This window comes from Tritonibacter scottomollicae (assembly GCF_003003215.1).
GTDB classification, from domain to species: Bacteria; Pseudomonadota; Alphaproteobacteria; order Rhodobacterales; family Rhodobacteraceae; genus Epibacterium; species Epibacterium scottomollicae.
The window spans coordinates 75,383-91,465 of the sequence record NZ_PVUF01000012.1 but is presented as its reverse complement, the minus strand read 5'-3'; the positions used below and the strand labels follow the sequence as shown (position 1 = coordinate 91,465).

Genomic DNA, 16,083 nt, shown 5'->3' with positions numbered 1-16,083 from the left:
GTTTGGTCGTGTGACGGTGAGATGAGGGACCGAGAGTGAGATGAGAGGCCGGGCGATTGCCCGGCCTTTTCAATTTACCCGGTCTCTTTTGTTCGCGTAGGTGCAGAGGGCCTGCTTAGTCCGCTGGATCAGCCGCAGATATTCTGCAGCTGCACCCAGTCGCGATCATTCAGAACCGGCGCCAGTTCACGTCCCGCCATCGGGTCTGCCTCGATCAGGCTGACGGTGCTTTCGCCGGTGACATCACGGGCATAGGCATAGGGCGTGGAGGGGATCGCAGCGCGGGCAAATTCGGCCAGAAGGGCTTCGCTCTCCACATCTGGGCGTGGTGAGGACAGCATGGTTTCGGAATAACGATCCAGCGTATCGCGCCTGATTTCGCCGGTGGTCAGCAGGCGGAAGGTGGCGCCGATGCCGCCAATATCAAGAATATCTGCCATTGGATCGCGTTCATCGGCGCGCACATGTTCAACCAGAACAGCGCCTGCTGCGACGGCAGGATCCTCGTAGTCCTCGAAATAGGATCGGTGCATCAACACGATTCCCCCCGGCAGGGTCAGACTTTCTGCAATGCCGGAACGCAGTACGGCAACCCGGCGTACACCGGTGCGTTCCGCGAGTTTCTTCAGGATCGGATCGGCTTCGGGGGTGGAGCAGGCTTGGCCGGAGACCCGTTCGATCCGCCCCAAAAGTGCCTGACCAATTGCCTTTCGGTGGACCTCGGACACTGCGGCCAGCGTCTGTGTCCGCATGGTCTGAGGCAGGCCAAAAGCCAAAAGGGCCAACGCACAGGCCACCACGCCGATGCCACCAAAGACGCGCAGCCGACCGGGGCGAGGGCGGGCGCGGCTGATTGCATTTTGCACGGTTTCGATGGCCTCGCGCATGGTGCTTTCATCCTCGGCCAACTCAAGCGTTTCGCCGGGATCGCCATCGGGATGGTAGAGCGCTGGAAATTCACCGGGATTGGCCCGTTCCACCGCAGCCAGAGACCAATGCGCCAGCGGGCGGTCCCGCATGTCGGTGATGGTGAGCGTGGCGTTCCCGAGCGAGACGATCACATCACGTCGCTGGTCTTCTGGCGACGGGCGCCAGATTCCGACCGCCTCAAGCCGCTGAAATTCACGGAGTACCGTCATGAACCGGGTATGCCTGCTCCTGTTGTTCTATGGTTGTTTTAGCATGCAAGGGATGTCGGCAGCAAACCGCTTTGCCACCGAAACCCCCGGCTTGTGGATCTTTTTTCCCTGATGTCAGAAGGTCTTGAAGCGCTTGCGCAGTTCGAACTTCTGGATCTTGCCGGTGGAGGTCTTGGGCAGCTCTTCGAAAATCACCGCCTTGGGGGCCTTGAACCCCGCAAGCGTGCGTCGCACAAAGTCGATCAATCCGGCCTCATCCACCGTCGCGCCATCCTTCAATTCCACAAAGGCGCAGGGAACCTCGCCCCATTTCTCGTCCGGCTTGGCGACCACGGCGGCCAGGTTCACATCCGGATGCGCCATCAGGACGCCCTCGATCTCGACCGAAGAGATATTTTCGCCCCCAGAGATGATGATGTCCTTGGCGCGGTCGGCGATCTGAATATAGCCATCGGGATGTTGGACCGCGATGTCGCCCGAGTGGAAATACCCCCCGGCAAAGGCCTCTGCGGTGGCCTCCGGGTTCTTCAGATATCCTTTCATGACCGAGTTGCCGCGCATCACGATTTCACCCTGCGCCGTTCCGTCCTTGGCAACCTGTGCAAGGCTGTCGTCAAGAACCGTCACCTCCTCCATCATCGGAAAGGCAACACCCTGTCGTGCCTTGACGGCGGCGCGCCCTGTGGTGTCGAGCATGTTCCACTCCGCCCCTTTCCACAGGCATTCGGTGACATGACCATAGGTTTCGGTCAGCCCGTAGACCTGCGTGACGTGAAAGCCGAGCGCCTCTATTTTTGTCAGGGTGGCGGGAGCTGGGGGCGCGCCTGCGGTGAAGACCTCCACCGTATGATCAAAGGCGCGCCGGTCCTGCGGTTTGGCATTGACGAGCATGTTCAGAACAATGGGCGCGCCACCAAAATGGCTGACGCCCTCATCGGCGATGGCGTCATAGATCGCAGCCGCCGTGATATTGCGGCAGCAGACCACCGTGCCGCCCAGCACCGGCATCATCCAGGTGTGATTCCAACCGTTGCAGTGAAACAGCGGCACGATGGTCAGATAGACGGGCCGCATCTGCAGCCGCCACGAGATCACCGTGCCCATGGTCATCAGATAGGCGCCGCGGTGGTGACAGACGACGCCTTTGGGCCGCCCGGTGGTGCCGGAGGTGTAATTGAGGGCAAGGCTCTCCCACTCGTCTTCGGGCATGATCCAGTCGAACGCAGGCGGGGCCTCTGCCAGCAGATCTTCATAGGTCACATGGCGTCCGCTGGCGCTGATCCGCGCTTCGGCATCGGGCACTTCGATCAGGATCGGGCCGTCTCCCTCCATCTGCGCCTTGGCTGCCTCTGCGAGCGCCAGAACCTCGCTGTCGACCAGAGCCACCTTTGCGCCACCGTGGTCAAAGATATAGGCGACCGTGTCCACATCGAGCCGGATGTTTATGGTGTTCAGAACCGCACCGCAGGCGGGCACGCCGAAATGCGCCTCTGCTTGCGCCGGGATGTTGGGCAGCAATGTCGCGACCACATCGCCCGGCTTCACCCCCATGCCAGCCAACGCTGCGGCCAGTCGGGTGCATCTGTCGTAATACGCGCTGTAGCTATGTCGAACCCCACCATAGATCACAGCCGTGTCCTGCGCAAAAACATGCGCCGCGCGCTGCAGGTGCGACAAGGGCGTCAGTGGCACATAGTTTGCCGCCGTCCGCTCCAGACCCGTTTCATCCGCCAGCCAACCCATGTGTCCTCCTCCTCTGTCGTGCCGGAGTTTTTCCCCTTGAGGCGGAATATTGCGCTGGAGATGTCGAAATTGAAAGAGATCGAATGCATCGAGGGAGAAAATCTCGATCAAGAGCGCCGAACCCTCGTGTTTCCTAAGCAGGCTGAATGAGTTAGCCTCTGCGCATGATCCTTTCGCGCGGCCGCAGCTACGTCTTTATCCATATTCCCAAGACCGGTGGCACCGCATTGGCGCTGGCGCTGGAGGATCGCGCCATGGCCGGGGATGAGATGCTGGGTGACACGCCCAAGGCGATAAAGCGTCGGCGCCGCCTGCAGGGAAGCACCACGCGAGGGCGGTTGTGGAAGCATTCCACCCTGTCTGACATCGAAGGATTGGCCAGCGCCGAAGAGTTGCGACAAATGTTTGCCTTCACGCTGGTACGCAATCCCTGGGACCGGATGGTGAGCCTCTATCACTGGTTACAAGCGCAGAGCTTTGACCACCCGATGGTGCCGCTGGCCAGGACGCGCGTGTTTTCGGACTTTGTGACTGATCCCTTGGTGATGCGCGCACTGTCCGCCCAGCCCGCGCCTGCGTATATGCGCCAATCTGATGGGCGGGAGCATTGCAGCCTCTATATTCGTCTCGAACATTTCTCGTCCGACGCGCAGCCATTGTTCGACCATTTGGGATTCGCGCTCGATTTGCCCGTTATCAATGAGTCGCACCGAGACCGCGACTGGCGTGTTTACTATGATTCACCGGCCGTTTCTGCCGTAAGGACGTGCTGCGCTACCGAAATCGAACGATTTGAATACTCTTTTAACGATTACACCCTATCCCTTTGAGTGAGAGCGGCTCCCTAAGAGACCGCGCCCAGGCCCGACCGGTTTGCTATAACGAATTCACGGAACGGCGATTGGAGCTTCGAGCCCCAGAGGACCGAAGCAACTTAGAAGTCGAAAGGACAGGAACATGCTGGATTGGTTTGCAAAACGGAATGCCTCCCCGATGGCAGAAGCGTTCACCACTGAATATCCGATGGTGGCGACCGGGCATGCAGGTTTTCTGGCCGGTACCATGGTTGCCACGGCAGCGGGTTGGCGCCCGGTTGACGCGCTCACCGCAGGTGACGAAGTCCTGACCTTTGATCACGGCATGCGCCCGATCAAATCCATTGAACGTCGCACGCTGGTTCTGGGCGACACCGCCTCCGCTCAGGAAATGGCGCCGGTCTACATCCCCCGTGACGCACTGGGCAACCGCAACCCCCTTTGGGTCAAGCCGGAGCAGGGCGTTGTGATTGAACATGACTTGCTCGAAGATGCGCTTGGTGATCCGTTTGCAGTTGTTCCGGCTTGCGCTCTCGAAGGATATCGCGGCATCACCCGCGCCCCGCAGCAGGTGACCATGGAAACCGTGGTGCTGAGCTTTGATGAGGACGAGGTGGTCTACATCGAAGCGGGCGTACTGGCCTTCTGCCCGGCACAGCATGACCTGATGCACTACTGCGTGACGAAACAGGCCGATGAGCTCTACAGCATTCTCTCCGCCACTGAGGCGCGTGAACTGGTCATCGACATGATCACCGAGGACAGCTTCTGGACCCCCGGCGCAATGGCCGGAAACGGCGGCACCGGAGAGCCGCAATACGCCGCTTTCGCCTGATCTCCACACTCTCTCACAGACGCCCTCCTGAAAGAATGACCTGCTTCTTCCCCCTGGAGCAGGTCATTCTGCGTTTGACAGGTGCGACAGGACAAAGCTGACGCGCTGCGCAACACTGGCAAAGGGCAGGGGGATCAATTCATATCCAAGCGCGCGGTAGACGTCTTCCATGGCGCATAGTGTCGCCCGTGCTTCGTCCCTGCCTTGTGTACGCTCTTCATCCTGTTCGAAGATCTCGTCCCAGAACGGGGCGACGAACACCCTTCTGTTGTATCGGAACCGTTGGGCTGCCTGCGCCATATGCGTCGGCACGGGCAGATCACAGAGGCGCAGGTAGCCAAGACTGTCGGGAATGCCACGATCCATCATCACAGGGCCCGGCATGGCGCTTGCCTCGTGGTAGGAGCGCAGATCCCACGACAGCATCATTTCGGCAAAGAGGCTGCGATCCTCCCAAGGCAGGGCCTGCCCGCCGATCAAGCTTTGATCGCGTATGATGGCGCGTCCGGCTTCCGGCATACATGTGACCCCGCGCTGTGCCAGTGCTTCGAGCAATGTCGTTTTGCCTGATCCGGGACCGCCGGTCACGGCAAACAGTTGGTCGGACATGACCTACCTCTTGAATTCTGATCGGGGGGAAACACCGCTACCACGGCAGGTGCTGCACCAGACTAGCACAACATCGTGGCCCTGTCCTTCAGCTTTTCTCAAATATCTCGGAGCGCGAGGCAGCGCCTCGCATTAAAAAGGCCGCCCCGAAGGGGCGACCTTGTGGTGGTGCCTCGATGGATGCCGCCTCAGGCAGCCTCGTCCTTGGCGGGGGCAAAACGGCCATAGAAGGTCTGGCCCTTCTCGGCCATCTCCCGCAAGAGCGGCGGGCAGGCAAAACGGTCGCCGTAAGCCTCTGCCAGCTGGTCGCAGCGTTCGGCCGCATAGGGCGTGCCGATGATATCGAGCCAGGAGAGCGGACCGCCGGACCAGGGGGCAAAGCCCCAGGCGAGGATCGCGCCAACGTCGCCTTCGCGGATGTCCATCAGCACGTTCTCTTCCAGAGCACGCACCGCTTCCAGAACCTGCGCGAACATCAGCCGTTCCTGCACCTCGATCAGATCTGGCTGCTCCGACGCCTGCGGGTACTTGTCCGCAAGGCCGGTCCAGTATTCCACCCGCTTGCCCTTCTCATCGTAGTCGAAGAAGCCCGCGTTGGCCTTGCGGCCCAGACGGCCCTGATCTTCCATCCAGAAGATCAGATCATCCGCGGGGCTTTCGGGATAGGCATCGCCCATCGCCGCCTTGGTCGCCCGCGCGATCTTGGCGCCGAGATCGACCGACGTCTCGTCCGTCAGCTGTACTGGCCCCACCGGGAAGCCCAGCTGGCGCGCGGCATTGTCGATCAGCACCGGCGAAACGCCTTCGGTGATCATCCGCAGACCTTCGTTCAGATAGGGGATGATGCAGCGGTTGCAGTAGAAGAACCGCGCGTCATTGACCACGATCGGCGTCTTTCTGATCTGGCGCACATAGTCCAGCGCCTTGGCCACCGCGCGGTCGCCGGTCTTCTCGCCCTTGATGATCTCCACCAGGAACATCTTCTCGACGGGCGAGAAGAAGTGGATGCCGATGAACTGCTCGGGCCGGACCGAGGCCTCTGCCAGGCTGGTGATCGGCAGGGTGGAGGTGTTGGAGGCAAAGATGCAGTCATCGGGGATGATCGCCTCGACCTTCTTTGTCATCTCGGCCTTCACGCTTGGGTCCTCGAACACCGCTTCGATGATCAGGTCACAGCCCTTGAGGTGCTCCAGATCCGGCGTCGCGGTGATCTGCCCCAGCAGAGCCTCTTTCTTCTCTGCCGTCGCCTTGCCGCGCTTGATGCCCTGATCCATGTAATTGGCGGCATAGGCCTTGCCCTTGTCGGCAGCCTCCTGGTCGCGGTCGATCAAAACGACGTCCATGCCGGCCTGCGCCGAGACCAGCGCGATGCCGGCCCCCATCATGCCCGCGCCCAGAACGCCGATCTTTTTGACGGTCTGATCATCGATGCCCTTGGGCCGCACCGCGCCTTTTTCCAGCGCCTGCTTGTTGATGAACAGAGACCGGATCATCGCCGAGGAGGATGGGTTCATCAGAACATGGGTGAACCAGCGCGCCTCGATGCGCAGGGCGGTGTCGAAATCGACCAGAGCGCCCTCATAGACCGCCGACAACAGCGCCTTGGCCGCCGGGAAGGCGCCTTGGGTCTTGCCATGCACCATCGCCGATGCGCCGACATAGTTCATGAAACCGGCCGGGTGATAGGGCGCGCCGCCGGGCATCTTGTAGCCCTTGGCGTCCCAGGGTTTGACGATATCCGCAGGCTTGGCGTTCAGCACCCATTGACGGGCGGCCTCCAGCGGATCGGCGGCAACCTCATCCACAAGGCTGGCAGATTTCGCCTTCTTGGGGTCCAGCATCTTGCCTTCCAGCAGCACCGGTGCGGCATTCACAGCACCAACCATCTTGGAATAGCGGATGGTGCCGCCGCCGCCGGGGAAGATACCCAGCAGGATTTCCGGCAGGCCGATCTTGGCCTTCGGATTGTCGGTCATGCTGCGGTAGTGGCAGGCCAACGCGATCTCGGTGCCGATGCCCGCACAGGTGCCATTGATGGCGCAGGCAATCGGCTTGCCGCCCTTGTTGGTCTTGGCCTCCATGCCGGCGCGTTCCAGTTTTCGCAGGATGCGGTGGCCGTTCATGGTGAAGTCGAACAGGCCCTGTGCAGCGTTCTCACCGGATTCTTCGCGGATAGAGGCCAGCACGTTCAGATCCATGCCGCCGGCAAAGTCTTTCTTGCCCGAGGTGATCACCACGCCTTTGACAGCGTCATCCGCCAGCGCGCGGTCGATGAACTCCTCGACAAGACCAAAGGCCTCGCGGGTGAGGACGTTCATGGACTTGTCCACCGCGTCCCAGGTGATGATGGCGATGCCATCGGCGTCTACGTCATATGTGAAATCGCTCATGTGTCGTCTCCGATCTGGTCAGCCGTCAGCGGGCTGCCGTCTTTACGGGTGAAGGTGAAGGCGCCGTTTGCAACTTTCACCATCATGTCGAGGTCGCTGTAGAAGGCCGTCTCGCTCTCGGTGCGGGTGCCGATGACAAGAAAGGAGGCCAGCGCATCGCTCTTGTTGATAAGGTGGTGGCCGTTTGCATCGCCTTTCGGGAAGGCGGCGCAATCGCCAGGGTTCATTTCATGTTCGCCCGCGTCATCCACCAGCACCAGCGCACCGGCGGTGACCATGACAAACTCGTCCTGCTCCATGTGGTAGTGGCGCAGGGAGGACAGCGCGCCGGGTTCCAGATGCACGAGGTTGACGCCAAACTGGCTGATCCCTGCGGCATCGCCCAGACGCTGTGACGTGCGCCCCTCCACGCTCCCGGCCAACTTGCCGGGATAGGTGGAGCCGCCCTTGGTGGCGATCTGTGACAGGTCGAGCTTGGGCATCAGACGCGCTCGATGATAGTGGCGGCCCCCATGCCGGAGGCAATGCAGAGCGTCGCGAGACCGCATTCCTTGTCCTGGCGTTCCAGCTCGTCCAGAAGCGTGCCGATGATGATCGCGCCAGTCGCGCCGAGCGGGTGACCCATGGCGATGGAGCCGCCGTTGGGGTTCACAAGCCCCGGGTCCACGTCAAAGGCCTGCATGAAGCGCAGCACCACCGAGGCAAAGGCCTCGTTGACCTCAAACAGATCCAGATCGGAGATCTTCATGCCGGTCTCTGCGAGGATCTTTTCGGTCACCGGAACCGGGCCGGTCAGCATGATGGTGGGATCTGTGCCGATCTTGGCGGTGGCCCGGATGCGCGCGCGCGGCTTCAGCCCATGGCGTTCGCCGAATTCCTTGTTGCCGATCAACACGGCAGCCGCGCCGTCCACGATGCCGGAGGAGTTGCCGGCGTGGTGAATGTGGTTGATCTTCTCCAGATGCGGGTATTTGAGCTTTGCCACCGCATCAAACCCGGGCATCACTTCGCCCATCATCTGGAAGGATGCGTTGAGCGCGCCGAGTGCCTGCATGTCGGTGCCGGGACGCATGTATTCATCGTGATCGAGGATCGGCAAGCCGTTCTGGTCCCGTACGGTGATGATGGACCTGGCAAAACGGTTGTCGTCCCATGCGGCCTTGGCGCGGCGTTGGGATTCCACCGCAAAGGCATCCGCCTGATCGCGGCTGAAGCCATATTCGGTGGCGATGATGTCCGCCGAGATCCCCTGCGGTACGAAATAGCTGTCCATGGCAAGCGTCGGGTCCACGGCGATCGCCGCCCCGTCGGAGCCCATGGCCACGCGCCCCATCATCTCCACGCCGCCTGCGATATAAGCCTGTCCGGCGCCGCCACGGATCTGGTTCGCGGCCAGGTTCACGGCCTCCATGCCAGACGCGCAGAAGCGGTTGATCGCCAAGCCCGGGATGGACTCGTCAAGGTCCGAGGCCAGCACGGCAGAGCGTGCCAGGCAGCCGCCCTGTTCCATCACCTGGGTGACATTGCCCCAGATCACATCCTCGACCGCATGGCCTTCGAGGCTGTTGCGCTCTTTCAGTGCATTGAGGGTGAGGGCGGACAACCGCACAGAGGTCACCTCGTGCAAGGCGCCGTCCTTGCGGCCCTTGCCGCGTGGGGTGCGGACGGTGTCGTAGATGTAAGCTTCGGTCATATTGGTCTCCTCAAGCTCGATCCGACGGGTTGCCGGGCATCAGATCATAGGGGTGTTTCCAGCCAGGCAGCGCAGAGATGCGCGACAGCCAGGCGTCGATATTGGGGTGCTCTTCGCGGTCAAAGCCGAAGGGCTCCGGATAGTAGAGATAACTGCAGCAGGTGAGGTCGGCGTTGGTCACTGCGTCCCCCACGATCCAGTCACGGCCTTCCAGGTGTTTCTCCAAAACCGCATAGGTGGCCTTTAAGCGTCCTTGCAGGAAGGCGATCACCTCGGCGGGGCGCTTCTCCTGGGGGAGAAAATTCATCAAAAATCGGCAAAGCCCTGCATTGGAGGACAGCTTGTGATTATCCCACAGCTGCCACCGCAGGATCTCGCGCTTCTGCTCCGGGGTGTTGCCGCCAAATTCTCCGTATGTGTCCGAAAGATACTGCTGGATCACGCCGGATTGGCTGAGCGACACTTCGCCGTCCACAAGCACAGGGCATTCGCCCATCTCATTGATGTCACTGCGGAACTCTGAGCCGCGGGTCGTGCCGCTGAAGAAGTCCACAAACACCGGCTCCCAGTCGAGCCCTGCCAGTTCAAGCGCGAGAGCGGCCTTGTAGGAATGGCCGGATTCGCCAAAACAATGGAGTTTCATGTCAGACCGCCCCTCCCAGTGGCGATGTCGCGGCGGGGGGTTCACACCCCCGCACCCCCGTGAGGTATTTGGAAAAAGATGAAGACCTTTGAGGGTCCGTTAACCAAGAAGGCAGCAATATGGCGATGCGGCACAGGCTGAGGAGCCGATGACTGCAAAAGGTGAAGGCGCGCTTGCCCATTAGGCGGAGAGCCCGGGGGCGGGCGCGCCCCATGACTTCATCTTTTCTCAAATACCTCCGCCGGAGGCTCCCGTCAGATCCGTCAAGGCAAAGCGTCAGATCTGTCACATCGACCTCGCAATCAGCTCTTTCATGATCTCATTGGTGCCGCCATAGATCCGTTGCACACGTGCATCCGCCCACATCTCAGCCACGGCGTATTCCTGCATGAACCCGTATCCTCCGTGCAGTTGCACACATTCGTCGAGCACTTCGCCTTGGGTATCGGTGATCCAGTATTTCGCCATTGCGGCTTTCTCGACGCTCAACTCTCCACGTAGGTGTTCCACCATGCATTCATCAAGGAAGGCGCGGGCAACCTTACTCTTGGTCAGGCATTCGGCGAGCTTGAAGCGGGTGTTCTGGAATTGGGTCAGCGGGCCGCCAAAGGCCTCGCGTTCCTTGCAATAGGCGATGGTGCGCTCTACCGCGCCCTGCATCGCACCAACCGCCCCGCAGGCAATGATCAGCCGCTCCTGTGGCAGCTGCTGCATCATCTGGTAAAAGCCCTGGCCCTCACTGCCGCCCAGGATGTTCTCTGGCGGGATGGCGATGTCGTCAAAGAACAGCTCAGAGGTATCGGCGGCATGAAGTCCCACCTTGTCCAGATTGCGACCACGGGTAAAGCCCTCGGCACCATCGGTTTCCAAGGCCACAAGGGAGACCCCCTTGGAGCCCAGCGCGGGGTCGGTCTTGGACGCAACCAGAATCAGGTTGGCGTGCTGGCCGTTGGTGATGAAGGTTTTCTGCCCCGATAGCCGGTAGACATTGCCATCGCGCACGGCCCTGGTCTTGATCGCCTGCACGTCTGAGCCGGTGGAGGGTTCCGTCATCGCCAGTGCGCCAACCAGCTCGCCCGAAATCATTTTGGGTAGCCAACGCTGTTTTTGCTCTTCGGTGCCATAGGAGAGGATGTAATGCGCCACGATGCCGGAGTGGATGCCATGGCCCCAGCTGGCCAGATTGGCGCGGCTGGTCTCGATCAGGATCGCGGCCTCATGTCCGAAATCACCGCCGACGCCGCCATATTCTTCCGGGATGGAGGGGCAGAGCAGGCCCAGCTCACCGGCCTCGGCCCAGGTGGTCCGATCCATTTCGCCCTGTTTGCGCCAGCGCTCGAACTTCGGTGCCCATTCGTTGGTGATGAAGCTCTGTGTCATGTCGGCAAGCATCTTGTGCTCGTCGCTCATCCATGCGGATGAGGTCCGGAAATCCAGCTCTGCGCTCATCTCTCTCCCCTTTGACGCCCCGGTTCAGGATTCGGGTCCGGGCGTCAGCGTTTTCGATCCTCCAGCTCGGCGTTGAACAGCCGCATGCGGTGGGTCAGATTGTCCTCATTGATCACGCTGTCGAAATTCTCGAACAGAAAGGACAGCGCCTCTCCCTCGTCCAGTCCGGCCTCTTGGGCAAAGCGCTTGAGCCTGCGAAATCCGTCCTCCGTCATGGCGACGGGAAAGCGGCGGGTCAGGCGAAAACGTTTGGGCATATTCGGATCCTCTCTTTTCCAAATGCGCCCCGGCTGCAGAAGGGACCGGATGCGCCCTGAAGGGCACATCCGCTGTCATGTCGCAGATCGCGATTAGAACTGCGCGGCGTCGAGCGCCATCACCGTGTCGGCGCCGGTCTCGATGCGGGCAAGGTGCAGTTTGGTCGCGGGCAGCTGACGTGCCATGTAGTAGCGGCCGGTGGCGAGCTTTGTCTCGTAGAACGCCGCGTCAGAGGCCCCGGCGTCAAGCGCCGATTTGGCCGCCTTGCCCATCATCGCCCACATCAAGCCGAGGCAGACGTGGCCGAACATGTGCATGAAGTCGTTGGAACCTGCGAGCGCGTGGTTGGGATTCTTCATGCCGTTTTGCATGAAATACATCCCCGCCGCCTGCAAATCCTTCGATGCCGCCTTCAGGGGTTCGATGAAGTCCTTTGCGTAATCGTCGGAAAGTTCGGCGTTTTCCTTGCAGAACCCTTTGACGAGATCAAAGAAAGCCATCACATGCTTGCCGCCGTCCTGCGCCAGCTTGCGGCCCACCAGATCCAGCGCCTGCACGCCGTTTGCGCCCTCATAGATCATCGCGATGCGGGCGTCGCGGGTGTATTGCGACATGCCCCATTCCTCGATGTAGCCATGGCCGCCATAGACCTGCTGCGCCTTCACGGTCATGTCGTAACCTTGGTCGGTCAGGAACCCCTTGATGACCGGAGTCATCAGCGAGATCAGGCCGTCGGCATCCTTGTCCTCGCCGCGGTGGGCCTTGTCGATCTGCGTGGCGCCCCACAGAAGGAACGCGCGTGCGCCCTCGGCAAAGCTTTTCTGATCCATCAGGCTGCGGCGGATGTCCGGGTGCACGATCAGCGGATCGGCGGGGCCGTCGGGATTTTTTGCACCGGTCACATCACGGCCCTGCAGGCGGTCCTTGGCGTAGTCCACCGCGTTTTGATAGGCGGCTTCGGCCTGCGCCACACCTTGCATGCCGACGCCCAGACGGGCCTCGTTCATCATGGTGAACATGGCGCGCATGCCTTTATGCATGTCACCGAGCAGCCAGCCTTTGGCGCCGTCGTAGTTCATGACGCAGGTGGAGTTGCCGTGGATGCCCATCTTCTCTTCGATGTTGCCGACCGAGACACCGTTGCGTTCGCCAACGGAGCCGTCGTCTTTAACCAGGAATTTCGGCACGATGAACAGCGAAACGCCCTTGATGCCCTCGGGGCCGCCCGGGATCTTGGCCAGCACCAGATGGATCACGTTGTCGGACATGTCGTGATCGCCGGCGGAGATGAAGATCTTCTGGCCGGAGATCGCGTAGGAGCCATCGTCCTGCGGCTCTGCCTTGGTACGCATCAGCCCGAGGTCGGTGCCGCAATGGGGCTCCGTAAGGTTCATGGTGCCGGTCCATTCGCAGGAGACCATTTTGGGCAGATACTTGTCCTTCTGCTCATCGGTGCCATGCACCAAAATCGCCGAGGCCGCGCCATGGGTCAGGCCCTGATACATGGTGAAGGCCTGGTTGGCAGCGGAGAAGAACTCACCCACGGCGGTGCCCATCACATAGGGCATGTTCTGACCACCGTATTGCTCCGGCATGTCGAGACCGGGCCAGCCGCCTTCCTTTACTTGCTCGAATGCGGCCTTAAAACCGGTCGGGGTGTAGACCACACCGTTTTCCAGTCGGCAGCCTTCGGTGTCGCCCACCACGTTCAGCGGGTGCAGCACGTCACGGGCGATCTTGCCTGCTTCTTCCAGCACGGCGCCGGTGAAGTCGCGTTCCAGTTCGTCGTAGCCGGGGATGCCCGACTCCTTGATGTTCAGCACGTCATGCAGGACAAATTGTGTGTCCTTGGTGGGGGCGGTATAGCTCGGCATCGCGGTCCTCGTTGGTTGGAGTGGTGCGGTTTGCGGATTCAATCAGGCGGACAGGGCGGTGAGGGTTACTCGGCCGCCTTGGCGTTTGTTTTCATCGAGGCGATGACTTTCTCGCCCCATTTCAGCTGATCCTTCAGGTCATCAATTGCCTCGGTCAGCTCGTCGCGCTGGCGTTCCATGTCGGCCAGACGGTCCTGGGCAATGTCATAGGTGCGGCTCAGCTGCGTCAGTTGCTGGTCACCCATGTGATAGAGGTCCAGAAGCTGGCGGATTTCTTCAAGGCTAAAGCCAAATCGCTTGCCACGCAGGATGAGTTTCAGCCGCGCCCGGTCGCGTTTGGTGAACAAGCGTTTTTGCCCGTCCCGGACTGGGAACAGCAATTCCTTGGCTTCGTAAAATCGCAACGTGCGCGGAGTCACTCCGAACTCGTCACACATATCGCGAATGGATTTGGTGTCTTCAGTCATGGGGGCGTCACTCAGATGTTGCTTTACGTTGGCGTCGTCTGCGTAAACCTTGGCGGCTCTTGTCGAGAGTTACAACATGAACTTGACGTTTACGTAACTTCGACGCCGCGTCACTTCAAAGGGTGACGTGGTGGCAGGGCGGTTTGACGTGACGTCGTGAGCTGGAAGGGCAGAAAACTGCCGAAGCTCTCCGGCGCAACGACCGGAAAACAAGCGTAAAATAAGGGGTTTTCTGTGCAGGTCGGGGCTTTGTCGTGCCCGTTGGCGTGACGGGGCTGTCTGCACTGGAAATTCTGGTGTGACTGTCAGCGAAGTTGAAAGAGCGGGTCTACACGGCCTCTCACTCTGTTGTAAATCTCTGGTTGGTTCGGGCCTTTGTCAGCGACGAACCGTCTTCAAAACACTCCAATCTTTCGCGGGCGACGCGGATGAATGCCTCCACGATGCCGAGATCAATGTCGTTGCCATAGGTGTTGAGTGTGAGTGCATTGGGGCCATCGCAGCGAGATATGTCCGCAAATACATCTCCGTATTCATCGATCAGCTCTACTGACAAACAATTGCCTTGGACGTTTCCGGCGACTTGCCAGCGAAAGTTCTTCATAGATGTTTCATGGCTGAAAGGTCCAAGCGTGCATCACGACTAGGGTGCGACCGCAGTTGAGATATTGGCACCGATCCAAAACCCAAGCCGGGTCTTGCGCCTCACAAGAGCAGATCAGCCATCCAGCAGGTTCAGGGTCACCTTGCGCAGGTCGGTCAGCTCTTCCATCGCCTCGTCGATCTGCTGGCGCTGATGTTCCAGCTCCTTCAGTTGGCGGTCGGCCATTTCGATGAAGGCACGGTTTTGGGCCGCGTCGCCTTCCTTGTCATAGATCAGGAGCCACTGGCGGATCTCTTCCAGCTGGAAGCCGAACTTGCGCCCACGCAGGATCAGCTTCATCCGCGCCACATCGCGGGGCCCATAGAAGCGGGACCGCCCCTGCCGCTCTGGTTGCAGCAGTTCGATGTATTCGTAATAGCGCAGGGTGCGCGGAGTCACTTCGAACTCGGCGCACATCTCCTTGAATGACAGTTTTGTTTCGGTCATCCACGTCCTCCCTTGTGGGGCAACCTAAGGAAGTGAACCGAGCGGTGCAACTGGGAGTTTTGCAAGCCTTGCGCTTTGGAGAGCGGGACCTGATAAATGAGGCAACAGCGACAAGGAGCTCCCCATGGCAGACAAGACGCAACTGGCGCGCCAGTTCATCGAGGCGATCCCGCATTCGCGTGCGCTGGGAATGGAGCTGACAGAGATCGGCGAGGGGCGCGCGGTGATCGTGATGCCCTACGATAAGAAGCTGATCGGGGATCCGGACACCGGCGTCATCCATGGCGGCGCGGTCTCGGCGCTGATGGACACCTGCTGTGGTGCGGCGGTGATGAGCCACCCGAGCGCGCCCTCCAGCACTGCCACCATCGACCTGCGCATCGACTATATGCGTGGCGCAACGCCGGGTCAGACCATCACCACCACCGCCACATGTCACCACGTGACCCGCAATGTCGCCTTTGTGCGCGCGGTGGCGACGGATGAGCAGAGCGAGACACCCGTGGCCACCGCCTCCGGCGCTTTCACAGTGGAGATGAAATCATGAGCCGCCCGCGTCCTGAACCCGTGCAGGTGATCAAGCAACGCCGTGATGCGGCCCTTGCGGCGCTGGTGGAATCGGTGCCTTACATCGGCTTTCTTGGCATCACCTTCGAGCGTCGCGGCGATGAGCTGACCTCGACCATGCATTTCCATAACAATCTGATTGGCAACCCGATGCTGCCGGCGATCCACGGCGGGGCCACGGCAGCGTTTCTCGAGGTGACCTCGGTGATCACTCTGCAGTGGTTCCACCTCTGGCCACAGTTCGAAAGCGGTGATCTGGATGTGGAAACGATGGCGGCGGGGCAGATGCCGCGCCTGCCCAAGACCATTGATTTCACGGTGGATTACCTGCGCTCCGGCCTGCCGCGTGATTCCTACGCGCGCGCCACCGTGAACCGCTCCGGACGGCGCTATGCCTCGGTGCATGTGGCGGCCTGGCAGGACCACAAGGACAAGCTGTTTGCCCAGGCGACCGGGCATTTCCTGATGCCGCAGGAGCGCCCGTCCGAGGGCTGATCACGAAGGACCAATT

At 60.7% G+C, this 16,083-nt stretch carries 17 protein-coding genes; 4 read left to right on the top strand and 13 right to left on the bottom strand.

What is annotated here, in order from left to right:
• Window positions 1-128: 128 nt before the first annotated feature.
• Window positions 129-1,139: a hypothetical protein gene (locus tag CLV89_RS16780; protein WP_106164826.1), complete on the bottom strand. Its 1,011-nt coding sequence runs from the start codon at window positions 1,137-1,139 to the stop codon at window positions 129-131.
• Between the two features lie 114 nt (window positions 1,140-1,253).
• A complete protein-coding gene (locus CLV89_RS16775; protein WP_106164825.1) occupies window positions 1,254-2,882 on the bottom strand; it encodes an AMP-binding protein in 1,629 nt (542 codons plus the stop codon).
• Window positions 2,883-3,046: 164 nt separating this feature from the next.
• Here CLV89_RS16775 and CLV89_RS16770 point away from each other — a divergent pair, with 164 nt between their 5' ends.
• On the top strand, window positions 3,047-3,712 hold the full coding sequence (locus CLV89_RS16770; protein ID WP_106164824.1) for a sulfotransferase family 2 domain-containing protein: 666 nt from the start codon (window positions 3,047-3,049) through the stop codon (window positions 3,710-3,712).
• 127 nt (window positions 3,713-3,839) lie between these two features.
• The gene (locus tag CLV89_RS16765; RefSeq protein ID WP_106164823.1) at window positions 3,840-4,532 is read left to right on the top strand and encodes a Hint domain-containing protein; all 693 of its coding nucleotides are present in this window, start codon (window positions 3,840-3,842) and stop codon (window positions 4,530-4,532) included.
• 63 nt (window positions 4,533-4,595) lie between these two features.
• Here the strand turns inward: CLV89_RS16765 and CLV89_RS16760 are convergent, their stop codons facing one another.
• The 11 genes from CLV89_RS16760 to CLV89_RS16710 all read right to left on the bottom strand — a co-directional run bounded on the left by CLV89_RS16760 (window position 4,596) and on the right by CLV89_RS16710 (window position 15,005).
• Window positions 4,596-5,141 carry an AAA family ATPase gene (locus tag CLV89_RS16760; protein ID WP_106164822.1) on the bottom strand — a complete coding sequence of 182 codons (546 nt, stop codon included), beginning with the start codon at window positions 5,139-5,141 and terminating at the stop codon, window positions 4,596-4,598.
• Between the two features lie 188 nt (window positions 5,142-5,329).
• Window positions 5,330-7,531 carry a 3-hydroxyacyl-CoA dehydrogenase NAD-binding domain-containing protein gene (locus CLV89_RS16755; RefSeq protein WP_106164821.1) on the bottom strand — a complete coding sequence of 734 codons (2,202 nt, stop codon included), beginning with the start codon at window positions 7,529-7,531 and terminating at the stop codon, window positions 5,330-5,332.
• The gene (locus CLV89_RS16750; RefSeq protein WP_106164820.1) at window positions 7,528-8,013 is read right to left on the bottom strand and encodes a cupin domain-containing protein; all 486 of its coding nucleotides are present in this window, start codon (window positions 8,011-8,013) and stop codon (window positions 7,528-7,530) included. Before CLV89_RS16750 ends, CLV89_RS16755 begins: the two co-directional genes overlap by 4 nt.
• On the bottom strand, window positions 8,013-9,224 hold the full coding sequence (locus CLV89_RS16745) for an acetyl-CoA C-acetyltransferase (RefSeq protein WP_106164819.1): 1,212 nt from the start codon (window positions 9,222-9,224) through the stop codon (window positions 8,013-8,015). The genes CLV89_RS16750 and CLV89_RS16745 overlap by 1 nt, the downstream gene beginning before the upstream one ends.
• A 10-nt stretch (window positions 9,225-9,234) precedes the next feature.
• On the bottom strand, window positions 9,235-9,867 hold the full coding sequence (locus tag CLV89_RS16740) for a glutathione S-transferase family protein (RefSeq protein ID WP_106164818.1): 633 nt from the start codon (window positions 9,865-9,867) through the stop codon (window positions 9,235-9,237).
• Window positions 9,868-10,152: 285 nt separating this feature from the next.
• The gene (locus CLV89_RS16735) at window positions 10,153-11,316 is read right to left on the bottom strand and encodes an acyl-CoA dehydrogenase family protein (RefSeq protein ID WP_106164817.1); all 1,164 of its coding nucleotides are present in this window, start codon (window positions 11,314-11,316) and stop codon (window positions 10,153-10,155) included.
• 44 nt (window positions 11,317-11,360) lie between these two features.
• Entirely contained in the window at window positions 11,361-11,573 is a 213-nt protein-coding gene (locus CLV89_RS16730; RefSeq protein ID WP_106164816.1) for a hypothetical protein, read from the bottom strand.
• Window positions 11,574-11,666: 93 nt separating this feature from the next.
• Window positions 11,667-13,448, bottom strand: coding sequence for an acyl-CoA dehydrogenase C-terminal domain-containing protein (locus CLV89_RS16725; RefSeq protein ID WP_106164815.1), 1,782 nt, complete (start codon window positions 13,446-13,448; stop codon window positions 11,667-11,669).
• A gap of 65 nt (window positions 13,449-13,513) precedes the next feature.
• Window positions 13,514-13,915, bottom strand: coding sequence for a MerR family transcriptional regulator (locus CLV89_RS16720; protein ID WP_106164814.1), 402 nt, complete (start codon window positions 13,913-13,915; stop codon window positions 13,514-13,516).
• A gap of 340 nt (window positions 13,916-14,255) precedes the next feature.
• Complete coding sequence (locus CLV89_RS16715) at window positions 14,256-14,519, bottom strand: hypothetical protein (RefSeq protein WP_106164813.1); 264 nt, start codon at window positions 14,517-14,519, stop codon at window positions 14,256-14,258.
• Window positions 14,520-14,633: 114 nt separating this feature from the next.
• Window positions 14,634-15,005 carry a MerR family transcriptional regulator gene (locus CLV89_RS16710; RefSeq protein ID WP_106164812.1) on the bottom strand — a complete coding sequence of 124 codons (372 nt, stop codon included), beginning with the start codon at window positions 15,003-15,005 and terminating at the stop codon, window positions 14,634-14,636.
• A 124-nt stretch (window positions 15,006-15,129) separates the two neighbouring features.
• Between CLV89_RS16710 and CLV89_RS16705 the strand changes: the two genes are divergently transcribed.
• The gene (locus CLV89_RS16705; protein ID WP_106164811.1) at window positions 15,130-15,552 is read left to right on the top strand and encodes a PaaI family thioesterase; all 423 of its coding nucleotides are present in this window, start codon (window positions 15,130-15,132) and stop codon (window positions 15,550-15,552) included.
• Window positions 15,549-16,067 carry a PaaI family thioesterase gene (locus CLV89_RS16700; protein WP_106164810.1) on the top strand — a complete coding sequence of 173 codons (519 nt, stop codon included), beginning with the start codon at window positions 15,549-15,551 and terminating at the stop codon, window positions 16,065-16,067. Before CLV89_RS16705 ends, CLV89_RS16700 begins: the two co-directional genes overlap by 4 nt.
• The last annotated feature ends 16 nt before the right edge of the window (window positions 16,068-16,083 follow it).

What these genes read in the sequence shown, in the direction of transcription:
- CLV89_RS16780 (WP_106164826.1), bottom strand. Translation starts at nt 1,139, where the DNA reads ATGACGGTACTCCGTGAATTTCAGCGGCTTGAGGCGGTCGGAATCTGG.
- CLV89_RS16775 (WP_106164825.1), bottom strand. Translation starts at nt 2,882, where the DNA reads ATGGGTTGGCTGGCGGATGAAACGGGTCTGGAGCGGACGGCGGCAAAC.
- CLV89_RS16770 (WP_106164824.1), top strand. Translation starts at nt 3,047, where the DNA reads ATGATCCTTTCGCGCGGCCGCAGCTACGTCTTTATCCATATTCCCAAG.
- CLV89_RS16765 (WP_106164823.1), top strand. Translation starts at nt 3,840, where the DNA reads ATGCTGGATTGGTTTGCAAAACGGAATGCCTCCCCGATGGCAGAAGCG.
- CLV89_RS16760 (WP_106164822.1), bottom strand. Translation starts at nt 5,141, where the DNA reads ATGTCCGACCAACTGTTTGCCGTGACCGGCGGTCCCGGATCAGGCAAA.
- CLV89_RS16755 (WP_106164821.1), bottom strand. Translation starts at nt 7,531, where the DNA reads ATGAGCGATTTCACATATGACGTAGACGCCGATGGCATCGCCATCATC.
- CLV89_RS16750 (WP_106164820.1), bottom strand. Translation starts at nt 8,013, where the DNA reads ATGCCCAAGCTCGACCTGTCACAGATCGCCACCAAGGGCGGCTCCACC.
- CLV89_RS16745 (WP_106164819.1), bottom strand. Translation starts at nt 9,224, where the DNA reads ATGACCGAAGCTTACATCTACGACACCGTCCGCACCCCACGCGGCAAG.
- CLV89_RS16740 (WP_106164818.1), bottom strand. Translation starts at nt 9,867, where the DNA reads ATGAAACTCCATTGTTTTGGCGAATCCGGCCATTCCTACAAGGCCGCT.
- CLV89_RS16735 (WP_106164817.1), bottom strand. Translation starts at nt 11,316, where the DNA reads ATGAGCGCAGAGCTGGATTTCCGGACCTCATCCGCATGGATGAGCGAC.
- CLV89_RS16730 (WP_106164816.1), bottom strand. Translation starts at nt 11,573, where the DNA reads ATGCCCAAACGTTTTCGCCTGACCCGCCGCTTTCCCGTCGCCATGACG.
- CLV89_RS16725 (WP_106164815.1), bottom strand. Translation starts at nt 13,448, where the DNA reads ATGCCGAGCTATACCGCCCCCACCAAGGACACACAATTTGTCCTGCAT.
- CLV89_RS16720 (WP_106164814.1), bottom strand. Translation starts at nt 13,915, where the DNA reads ATGACTGAAGACACCAAATCCATTCGCGATATGTGTGACGAGTTCGGA.
- CLV89_RS16715 (WP_106164813.1), bottom strand. Translation starts at nt 14,519, where the DNA reads ATGAAGAACTTTCGCTGGCAAGTCGCCGGAAACGTCCAAGGCAATTGT.
- CLV89_RS16710 (WP_106164812.1), bottom strand. Translation starts at nt 15,005, where the DNA reads ATGACCGAAACAAAACTGTCATTCAAGGAGATGTGCGCCGAGTTCGAA.
- CLV89_RS16705 (WP_106164811.1), top strand. Translation starts at nt 15,130, where the DNA reads ATGGCAGACAAGACGCAACTGGCGCGCCAGTTCATCGAGGCGATCCCG.
- CLV89_RS16700 (WP_106164810.1), top strand. Translation starts at nt 15,549, where the DNA reads ATGAGCCGCCCGCGTCCTGAACCCGTGCAGGTGATCAAGCAACGCCGT.